At 48.6% G+C, this 9,764-nt stretch carries 9 protein-coding genes; 1 reads left to right on the plus strand and 8 read right to left on the minus strand.

Going from position 1 to position 9,764, the window contains the following annotated elements; genetic code table 11:
* Window positions 1–274: 274 nt before the first annotated feature.
* The 7 genes from KDK15_RS02220 to ffh form a co-directional block, all read right to left on the minus strand.
* Window positions 275–1,675 (minus strand): hypothetical protein, encoded by a 1,401-nt coding sequence (locus tag KDK15_RS02220; RefSeq protein WP_257293737.1) that lies wholly within the window; start codon window positions 1,673–1,675, stop codon window positions 275–277.
* Between the two features lie 170 nt (window positions 1,676–1,845).
* Window positions 1,846–2,199 (minus strand): 50S ribosomal protein L19, encoded by a 354-nt coding sequence (gene rplS / locus KDK15_RS02225; protein WP_257293738.1) that lies wholly within the window; start codon window positions 2,197–2,199, stop codon window positions 1,846–1,848.
* Window positions 2,200–2,328: 129 nt separating this feature from the next.
* A complete protein-coding gene (trmD, locus tag KDK15_RS02230) occupies window positions 2,329–3,099 on the minus strand; it encodes a tRNA (guanosine(37)-N1)-methyltransferase TrmD (RefSeq protein WP_257293744.1) in 771 nt (256 codons plus the stop codon).
* A 99-nt stretch (window positions 3,100–3,198) separates the two neighbouring features.
* Complete coding sequence (gene rimM / locus KDK15_RS02235; protein ID WP_257293739.1) at window positions 3,199–3,750, minus strand: ribosome maturation factor RimM; 552 nt, start codon at window positions 3,748–3,750, stop codon at window positions 3,199–3,201.
* 13 nt (window positions 3,751–3,763) lie between these two features.
* Entirely contained in the window at window positions 3,764–4,012 is a 249-nt protein-coding gene (rpsP, locus tag KDK15_RS02240) for a 30S ribosomal protein S16 (protein ID WP_101745200.1), read from the minus strand.
* Window positions 4,013–4,487: 475 nt separating this feature from the next.
* Window positions 4,488–6,542, minus strand: a complete 2,055-nt coding sequence (locus tag KDK15_RS02245) for a hypothetical protein (protein WP_257293740.1) — start codon at window positions 6,540–6,542, stop codon at window positions 4,488–4,490.
* 322 nt (window positions 6,543–6,864) lie between these two features.
* Window positions 6,865–8,271, minus strand: coding sequence for a signal recognition particle protein (gene ffh, locus KDK15_RS02250; RefSeq protein WP_257293741.1), 1,407 nt, complete (start codon window positions 8,269–8,271; stop codon window positions 6,865–6,867).
* A gap of 234 nt (window positions 8,272–8,505) precedes the next feature.
* Here ffh and KDK15_RS02255 point away from each other — a divergent pair, with 234 nt between their 5' ends.
* Window positions 8,506–9,306, plus strand: coding sequence for an inner membrane protein YpjD (locus tag KDK15_RS02255; protein ID WP_257293742.1), 801 nt, complete (start codon window positions 8,506–8,508; stop codon window positions 9,304–9,306).
* Window positions 9,307–9,324: 18 nt separating this feature from the next.
* Here KDK15_RS02255 and KDK15_RS02260 read toward each other — a convergent pair.
* The coding region (locus tag KDK15_RS02260; RefSeq protein WP_257293743.1) for a hypothetical protein at window positions 9,325–9,764 on the minus strand (440 nt) is incomplete at its 5' end.

The following is a 9,764-nucleotide window of genomic DNA, read 5'->3' on the forward strand; positions in this document are numbered from 1 at the left end:
TTCAAGTACGGTTCTGTGAGCGCCTGAGGGGGAGGTTCCCTTGGGCGACTCGACAAAGTGTCCTGGTGTCCGACTGGCCTGATAATACCTGAAGTGTTCATGACTCAAACCTCTATGTAGGTTTTTTCCCAGGGAATTGAAATTTTTTTGACCCGGTAGACAATAAAAAGTTCCGGGCCATAAGTCACAGAGGTTGCTCTACGCTGTTTCTGACCCTCCCCCGGGCCAACCGATTATTTTTCAACGGTTTTCAGAGGATTAATAAACTGTTTACTTATGATTTCTTTCGGCCACGTAAAGGTGTTTTCAGTGGTTTTGTGTCGGTTTGTGTGACGACTCTGTGTGGACCCAGTACCTCAGTGAACGCTTTGGTAAGATGCTTCATTTGGTCCAGGTAACCATCTTTAAAATTCAATACTTCTGGAATCAGGTATTTTTCGTAATCTTGAGCACAGTGGAAAAAGCAAGCCGGATTTCTCAGGTATCGTTTGGTATATTGATCAATAATCACCTCTGTTTCTGATACCTGATCCTCTTTACCCATTAGTCTCAGTGAATTTTTTAATCCAATGCCAATGATTTTTTTGCAAAGAGCCATGTGAACCAGGTCAATTGAGTTTGGATCCCTTAATACAGGCGGAGGGAAGCCAAATTTCATAAAAATATATTGCATTAACATATAATTTGTTCTGCAGGTACCATCCAGAGGTGTGTGTAGCTGCTCAAGTCTGGTCCAGTATTTGGCAAGTATTCTAATCAGTTTTACCAGCAGTTCAGGTTTGTTGATTTTTCTGTGCTGTAGTGATTTCAGTTGTGTATTCAGCGGGGTGATTATTTCTTTCTCAAGGAGGGCCAGAAGCTGGTATTTGAATAAAATTTTATCAATTCCGTTTTTTTCTGATCCCGGACCATTAGGTCCTATTGCCCTGAAAGAAATGGTTTTACCTTTAAGTTTGGTATATTTTGAAATTAGGTTTCTATCAGGAGTTATGCGTTTTTTCGGAGAAGTGGAAATGGTCGCATCAAGGGTACCACGGCAAAACTCATAGCTTTCTTCCAGTTGTTGCTTGTATAGCAGAGCCTGGATGATGCCTTTTTGGGTATGTCCATTGGTGGCATAACGCACGCAAATTTTTCGTGCGGTTCCGGGGATATGGCCGTCAAGCATATTTTGCACGCCTTCGGTCAGTAAGGCGTTGATCTGCATATAGCGTTGTCGGGAAATCAGGGGGGCATCCACAGGGTCGTGCTGAATCCACTCTAATACCTGGCTCATACAGCGGCACCAGGCCGCTGTGCATCCCGGCTCTTTATCTTCATATTCCTGTGGTGAACGTCTGGAAATAATGATATCCGGGTCGGCAAAGAGCAGGAAAAGATGTTCTTCGGGAAAGCGCAGAAGAAAGCCGGGTCCTTCAGGTAGTGTTGCCACATCCTGAGCTGCAGTTGATGTGAGCAGTGAGTGGGTTGTGGTATTAATCGAGACCTGTCTATGACTGATTTTGGAGGAATTCGACTCGCCAATGCCACTTTTTACAGTCGATCTGGTTAAGGGTGAGTCTGGTTCCAGAAGTTGGGTGGCACTACTGTCTCTGAAATCTGCAGTGTTATCCTCACTTAGCGGTGTTGTTTTTACGGCAAAGCTGGAGTGGCGGGGTTGGATAATATCCGGCATAAATATGAGTGTCTTTATAACTGCTTCTTCACTTATTAAGACAGCGAAAGACATGATTCGTTCAGATAAAAAAAGCGGCTTTCGCCGCTTTCACTGGATCAGGTGTTACACCAATCCGCTCTTCTGAGAAACTCGTGTAAAAATCAGTTGCCGGAAAATTAAACTGAATCTTAGTTGAGCTTTTCCTTGATACGAGCAGCTTTACCGCTCAGCTCACGGAGGTAGTACAGCTTAGCCTGACGAACGTCACCACGACGCTTCACAGTCACAGAAGCGATCAGCGGAGAGTAAGTCTGGAATGTACGCTCAACGCCAACACCGCTGGAGATTTTACGAACGGTGAAAGCAGAGTTCAGGCCACGGTTACGCTTACCGATGACAACACCTTCGAACGCCTGCAGACGCTCACGGTTGCCTTCTTTTACCTTAACCTGTACGACTACAGTGTCACCCTGGCTAAAGGCAGGGATGTCTTTGTTCATTTGTTCAGCTTCAAGCTGCGCAATGATTTTGTTTTTGCTCATTGATAATTGCTCCTGGTTAGTCAATTTTGTCCCGCTCAAGCTGTGTTTCACTCAGATTGCTTTGACGCACGTTCAAAACCAATCCAAAACAAGCCAATAGCACATTCGGTTGGCCAAAGAGTCATGCTCTCAGGCACTGTCGTGGCTCTTAGCTGAGTGTTCAGCAATAAACTCCGACAACAACCTTTCTTCCTCGCTGGTCAGTGACCTGTTTTGCCGCAGGTTCTCTAACAGGTCAGGTCGTCTCAGCCAGGTTCTGCCCAGAGACTGCTTCAGTCGCCAGCGCTCAATAAGTGCATGGTTACCTGATAACAGTACTTGCGGCACTTCCTGCCCTTCAAAAAGCTCAGGACGGGTGTAGTGCGGGCAGTCAAGAAGACCATCAGCAAATGAATCTTCATGAGCGGAATCCTTATGACCCAGGGTGCCCGGTACAAAGCGTGATACTGCATCAATCAGAGTCATGGCAGCGAGTTCGCCACCACTTAACACGTAATCACCAATAGACCATTCTTCATCGATTTCGGTCTGGATTACCCGCTCGTCAATACCTTCATATCGCCCCGCGACCAGGATCAGTTTCTTGCTTTGGGCAAGCTCCTCTACACCTTTCTGGTCGAGCATGCGACCCTGGGGAGAGAGGTAAATCACTTTGGTCTCGGTTCCTGCAGTTTTGCGGGCTGCATGGATGGCGTCACGCAGAGGTTGAATTTTCATCAACATGCCGGGACCACCGCCATAAGGTCGGTCATCCACAGTTCGGTGCCGGTCATGGGTAAAGTCCCTGGGATTCCAGGTCTGTACCTCAATCAGCCGTTCCTTAACCGCGCGGCCGGTAATACCGTGCCCGGTTATGGCCCGGAACATCTCCGGGAAGAGGCTGACGACACCGAACCACATTCCGATGTCCATGGCGCTCTTGTCTGCGTCCTGATGAGTTTCTGCCAGTGTTTCTCCGGCTGGCTCATCAAGGGATGAGTGTTGAGTCGTCATGGCCAGTTAAAACTCCGGGTCCCAATCTACCCGGATAAATCCTTTCTCAGGATTGACGTCTAACACCACCGTTCCGGTAAGCCAGGGTACCAGACGCTCACGACGGTCAATACTGCCTTTTGCGGGGCGAATGACCAGCACGTCGTTGGCACCTGTCTCCATCAGGTGGCTGACTTTGCCCAGCAGAACATTGTCTCCCTCAGCGTTGCGTGAGAAAACATCCAGCGATTCCAGTTGATGCCAGTAAATCTCGTCATCTTCCGGTTCGGGCAGATCATCGGCGTTGATGGTGATCTGGTAACCACAGTAACTGCGGGCCAGCTCACGATCGTCACAGCCGACGATATGGGCAATCAGACCTTTCCCGTGTGGCCGGGCCTGATCGATGTCAACGGTTTTAACATCACCGTTGCGGTCTAGAATCCAGCGTGGGTAGTTGAGGATGTTTTCCATCGGGCTGGTGTTGGAATGAATCTTCAGCCAGCCTTTGACTCCAAATACGGAGGAAATATGGCCTAACGTAATGCGCTTCACAGCGCCCTCTACTGCCGTTGTCACTGAATTATTAACCTCACGCAGCCTTTTTGGCTTCTTTCAGAAGCTGGGCAACGCGGTCAGATGCAGTAGCACCCTGGCCCAGCCAGAATTCTACACGCTCATTATCAATACGCAGGCGCTCTTCCTGGCCACGAGCACCAGGGTTGAAGAAACCTACACGCTCAATGAAACGACCGCCGTTAGCGTTACGGCTGTCAGCCACGGTCAGGTGGTAAAATGGACGCTTTTTAGAGCCGCCACGGGCAAGACGAATGGTTACCATGGAATAGGGTTTCCTATAGTTGTTTCCGGCAACTGGTTTTCTGTGTTTACCTTGCCAGACGCACAGGGCGTATGACTAAAACCCAGAAGAGTTGAGACAGATTTGAGCGAGGAAAGTTCCTTTTTCATTGTCCGTCAGCCAATCCATGATCGGATTCAAGCCAATCATAAAGGGCGCATATTGTAGGGAAAACCAGAGGAGGTGGCAATATGCTGTGATAAGTATGTTCCCTATGCGGGCACTGTGTTTACCTGCTTTGGGAACGGTCCTGAAATAACTTCCATATTTCCTGGACGCTACCCGCCTCCCGCTGCCCGAAAAGCTGGAACCGCTTGTGCTTTTGCGGACGTCGGGAAGCGGGCGGCGATCTTTTCCCGGACTGAGTAAAATGATCAAGTTATTCTGAGGCAAAGCGATATCAATGCAGTTATCCGAACGACCCGTGTGCAGAGTAACAGCAGCCTTTGAGAGTCGTTCATGAAAGGGGCTTTTTTCTCAGAATAAACAGTGCTGCTGATTGCTTCAGATTGGCGACCCTTCGCATTGCCGAGCAATAGGCATCGAATTTACTTTCACTGTCATTCTCAGCGGCCTGTAACGCCGTTTCAGCCCCGGTCAACGGCATTTTGACCACTAAGGGGACGGTCTCATCGTTTTCTGAGTGTCCCATGGAGTCAGCATAATTAAGGACGTTGCCTTCTATACTCCAGGCCAGAAAATGGCCGCTTTCAATGCTGATCAGGGCACTGACTTCGTAAGCCATCTTTTCTCCTTCGGCAGTGGGAATAGCGGCATCTTTCCACCACTCCAGGTTGGTTCTGACCTTGGGTCCAAGGTTGGGGATGGTAACAAGCAACACTTCCGGGAAGTGTTTTTTGTCAGGTAATAACTGTTGGAACGCACAATCATTAAGTATAAGTTGATCCTTTGTGTCATTGAGCCAAATATTGATAAGCTCTTCCACGGTTGTTGCCATTCGAGAAATGTTTGTTTGTATTATTCCACTTTCAGGTTCGTCCTTGTCAAAGCCGCTTAGCGCATGATTAACGAATATCTGCTGTCCCTTTTTATTGATAAATGATGTAGTAGCGGAACGAGCAAAGTTGCCCCAGCGATAGTGATCTTCAACATCGGCTTTCATCGTCCTCGATTGATTCACCATGTCACCAAAATATTCAAATTTTTTACGGACCAAATTGCCTGTGCTGCTATCATGTTCATCCGTACATTTTATGGCAAGCGCTTCGCCCTGCTTGTATTCGCTGAGAATCTCAACAGTTTTTGGCGGGTTGGGGGGAGGAGGCCCTTTTGGTTTTTCTTCTTTGATCAGGTCTTGCGGAATTGTAAGTTTTGGAATTCTATGATCCATAAGACTGCTTACTGTTTCTTTTGATTCATAGGTAGGGATGAATGCATTCCCGGCATCAATCCATGATATTTTGTGCTTCAGGGATGACTGCGATTCTTTGAGGTTATGGTAATTTCCGGATGGATCTGCTTTGGGTTCCGGATAATCATAGATGTGTTTGAGGATTGCTCCGATAATATCCGTCAATGCCAGGGGAGTGCACAGTCTTCCTTTGTCGAGTTGGAAAAGTGTTCTTATGCGGTTCAAGCCTTCATCAGCAATGTAGCCATTAGTCTCTTCATCAAAGAAAAAATTTTTACATATTGATAAAAGATCATTCAGTGAATCGGCTTGTTGCTTTTTGCCCTCCAATGGTAGTTTGATAGTTCCAGCCTGAATCTCGTTAATCAATGTATTCAATAGATTGTTATTTGATATAGCCATAAAAAAAGCGGCCAGTGAACAGTTGTTGTTTTTTGCCTGGATGCCTGCATGTTTGATTAATGAAACATTGTTGTGTGAGTGTATTAGCTTTGGCGTCGGAGATGGGCAGGCGGCGCTGGTTACGATCTCCAATGGCTTCTTAACTTCTTGCTCCTCCCGTTTGGTCATATCGCTCTGGGTAGATTTTTGCTGTTGCGGGGTAGTAGGTTTTTGCTCTTGCGGGATAGATTTTTGCTGTTTCGGGGCAGGTTTTTGCTGTTTCGGGTTAGGTTTTTGCTGTTGCAGGATAGATTTTTGCTCTTGCGGGAGAGGGTTTTGCTGTTGCGGTTTAGGTTTTTTCTGTTGCGGGATATGTTTTTGCTGTTGCATCATGAAGAAGTTAAAGCAGGAAAGATAAGGCAAGTTATCTCCGGTTATAACTGGAGAGGGGCTCCTCGATAATGCTGGTTGAGTAGATAATGGGGCGTTGTCTTGATTGGGAAGAACTGATGCCTCTTCCGATTCGATATTTGTCTTTGGAGCAGAGTCGGTGTTTAGTGTAGCCTGGCAATCAAGCTTTTTAATCGTTCGATCTGGAATCGCAGTGTTACCGACATCATTCTTGCCGGTGCAGTTGGCACCACCTCTTATAGAGCTGAGTTCACCCAGGCAAAGGCTGTTTCTGCGTTGAGGGGGAGGTGTTGATTGTCTTACTGGCAAGCTTGAATAATCATGACGGGGCCGGGTAATATTATCCACGTCGAATACTCCATTATACTGATGGTCAAAATTGAATTTGTTTTAAGGTCATTGCTCGTTTTGGTTTTTTATGGGTATTAAGTTTAATGCCTTATTCTTTAGCCCGAATTTGGGTCTCAGAATAGGAATGGTGATTAAAAACAGAGATCCTTTCCTGACTTGATTTCTAATCACGCAGAAATTTAGACAGCAAAAAGTCGTAAATGTTCGAAATGTGAATTTTATTTGTTATTCGGGATTGAAATAAATTACTGCGTTCAATGAAAATTGCTATTAAATTCAAACCGCCAGCCCTGTTTTGGAGCTGGCGATTGATGGGTAGTTAAAACGGAAACTTCTTGCCACCGCCGGGAGGCATCATGCCGCCCATGCCACCGGGCAGCTGGCCTTTCATGGCCGACATGCCCCGCATCAGTTTGCTCATGCCACCTTTCTTGGTGACTTTTTTCATCATTTTACTCATCTGCTTATGTTGCTTGATGAGTCGGTTGATGTCCTGGATCTGGGTGCCGGAACCAGCGGCTATGCGCTTTTTACGGGATCCGTTCATGATGTCCGGGTTGGCGCGCTCAGCTGGGGTCATGGAGTTGATGATGGCTTCCATCTGGACAAAAATCTTGTTGTCCATCTGTCCCTGAAGCTGTGGTGCCATGCCGCCCATGCCGGGCAGTTTGTCCACCATGCCAGTGAGTCCACCCATTTTCTTCATTTGCTGCAGCTGGTCGCGGAAATCTTCCAGATCAAAGCCTTTGCCTTTCTTCAGCTTGCTGGCCAGCTTGTCCGCCTTGCTGCGGTCCAGCTTGCGCTCGGCTTCCTCGATCAGGGAGAGAATATCCCCCATGCCCAGGATTCGGGAGGCGATACGGTCTGGATAGAAAGGTTCCAGAGCATCGGTCTTCTCGCCCATACCGATAAATTTGATGGGTTTGCCGGTGATCTGGCGAACCGACAGTGCAGCACCGCCACGGGCATCACCATCCGCCTTGGTCAGGATAACACCGGTCAATGGCAGGGCATCACCAAACGCCTTGGCGGTATTGGCCGCATCCTGACCGGTCATGGCATCCACCACAAACAGGGTTTCTATGGGGTTGATGGCACTGTGCAGCTGCTGGATTTCAGCCATCATATCGTTATCGATATGCAGACGACCGGCGGTGTCGACAATCAGGACATCCGCGTGCTTGATACGGGCTTCATGGATGGCACCGTTAACAATATCCACCGGTTTCTGGTCAGCAGAAGACGGGAAAAAGTTCAGGCCGGTTTCTTGAGCCAGGGTTTCCAGCTGTTTGATCGCAGCGGGACGGTAAACGTCAGCACTGACCACCATGACCGATTTCTTCTGGCGCTCTTTCAGCCATTTACCCAACTTGGCAACGGAGGTGGTTTTACCGGCACCCTGCAGACCGGCCATCAGGATCACGGCCGGTGGCTGGGTGGCCAGGTTTAGCTCGTCGTTGGACGAACCCATCACCTCAATCAGTTCATTCTGGACGATTTTGATAAACGCCTGGCCCGGGCTCAGGCTGGACTGAACCTCCTGCCCGATGGCGCGCTCCCTGATCCGGTTGATAAACTCTCGAACCACCGGCAGGGCAACGTCTGCTTCCAGCAGGGCCATGCGCACTTCACGCAGGGTGTCCTTGATATTGTCTTCGGTTAGCTTGGCCTTCCCGGTTACGGTTTTCAGTGTACGGGACAAGCGCTCGGTTAAATTTTCGAACATTCTGGGAATTACCCTGATCTAAGGTGTTTATGCGGTTGAACGCATAGAATGATGGCCATTATATAGGAATCGAAACTAAAGCGGCATCCATTTCAGTGGATCCGGTGAAAGGTTGTTTGTCTAGCGCCAGGTAATATGACAAACTGCCGATGCTGCTTTTCGTTGAAGCCTATTGTAAAGAGGGCTTCCTGCTTTTTATTTTTTTGCTGCTTTGGGGATAAATAGGCTTCGCTAATGAGTGTCATTTTCGTCAGTATGGGTGCGCTTGGTTGCTATCTGGCAGGCACGGTTGGGCAGGGGTTGCGAAACGGTGGGCGTGAAGTGCCTAAATCGCTGGTTCTGTTGATTACCGCCTTTGGCCTGATTTTCCACGTTATTGCGTTATACATCTCCATCCATACTGATCGGGGCATCAATCTTGGTGTGTTCACCATGGGTTCGCTTACTTCTATGATGGTAACCATGATGGTGTTACTGAGCAGTCTGAAGAAACCCTCGGAAAGCCTGCTGGTGATGATTCTGCCGGTCAGCATGCTGGCCATTGTGCTTGCCCTGCTGGCACCGGTTGAACATATTGTCTGGAACACGGCATCATCGATGGTTTCCCATGTGCTGCTCTCGGTCATGGCTTATGGCATTCTGATGGTGGCGGCATTTCAGGCCATTCTGCTTTCCTATCAGGAACACCAACTGCGCACTCACCGGCATACCATCAGAACATTGCCGCCGTTGCAGACCATGGAACGGCTGTTGTTTGAGTTTTTGGGCCTCGGGGTCATTCTGCTGACGCTCTCGCTGGGCAGTGGCTTCCTTTTCCTGCAAGATATGTTTGCCCAGAAACTGGTGCATAAAACCGTATTGTCCATCACCGCCTGGTGTCTTTTTGCGGCACTGTTAATTGGCCACTGGCGATTTGGCTGGCGTGGGCAGACTGCCGTTCGCTGGACTCTGGCCGGTGTCCTGTTTCTGATCCTTGCTTACTTTGGTTCCAGAGTGTTACTTGACTGTGTGGTTTCCGGGCAGTCCTGCTTTTGAATTTATCCGACCGGAGTATCACGGGGCAGTCAAAAACGTATCGACCTGCGATGCCGGCTGCAACCTTTGCGGGTGAATCAAGGGATGAAAAATGGGGTCGTTATACAGCCCCTTTGGCCAGCTACTTTGGCATTCTTTCATGGCCGCACTGTTTGGGGTCAGTTGTGCCAGGGAGAAGGAGGGTTCCGGTGGTTCTGCCAGGTGTTCGATATAAGGCGAGATTAACTCCCGGATAGCAGCGGACTGTTTACCGATGCTAAAGAGCTGATAACTGAATGGCGAAGGATGGTGCTCCCACCGCTTTTTTGTGTTCTCACACTGGCTGGCGGCACCGATGCTGAAGAAATGTTCGCGCTTTGCGCTACTGTCCTGCAATGCTATCGGATACCAGAGGTCGCCCTGGCTGGCAATCACCTGGCAGACCTCTTTGGCCAGCCTGCGCCACTCTTCCCTCTGTT

Origin of the sequence: Endozoicomonas sp. YOMI1 (assembly GCF_024606345.1) — a bacterium.
Taxonomy (GTDB): Bacteria; Pseudomonadota; Gammaproteobacteria; order Pseudomonadales; family Endozoicomonadaceae; genus Endozoicomonas.

What these genes read in the sequence shown, in the direction of transcription:
- rplS (WP_257293738.1), bottom strand. Translation starts at nt 2,199, where the DNA reads ATGAGCAAAAACAAAATCATTGCGCAGCTTGAAGCTGAACAAATGAAC.
- ffh (WP_257293741.1), bottom strand. Translation starts at nt 8,271, where the DNA reads ATGTTCGAAAATTTAACCGAGCGCTTGTCCCGTACACTGAAAACCGTA.
- trmD (WP_257293744.1), bottom strand. Translation starts at nt 3,099, where the DNA reads ATGTGGTTCGGTGTCGTCAGCCTCTTCCCGGAGATGTTCCGGGCCATA.
- KDK15_RS02220 (WP_257293737.1), bottom strand. Translation starts at nt 1,675, where the DNA reads ATGCCGGATATTATCCAACCCCGCCACTCCAGCTTTGCCGTAAAAACA.
- rpsP (WP_101745200.1), bottom strand. Translation starts at nt 4,012, where the DNA reads ATGGTAACCATTCGTCTTGCCCGTGGCGGCTCTAAAAAGCGTCCATTT.
- KDK15_RS02255 (WP_257293742.1), top strand. Translation starts at nt 8,506, where the DNA reads ATGAGTGTCATTTTCGTCAGTATGGGTGCGCTTGGTTGCTATCTGGCA.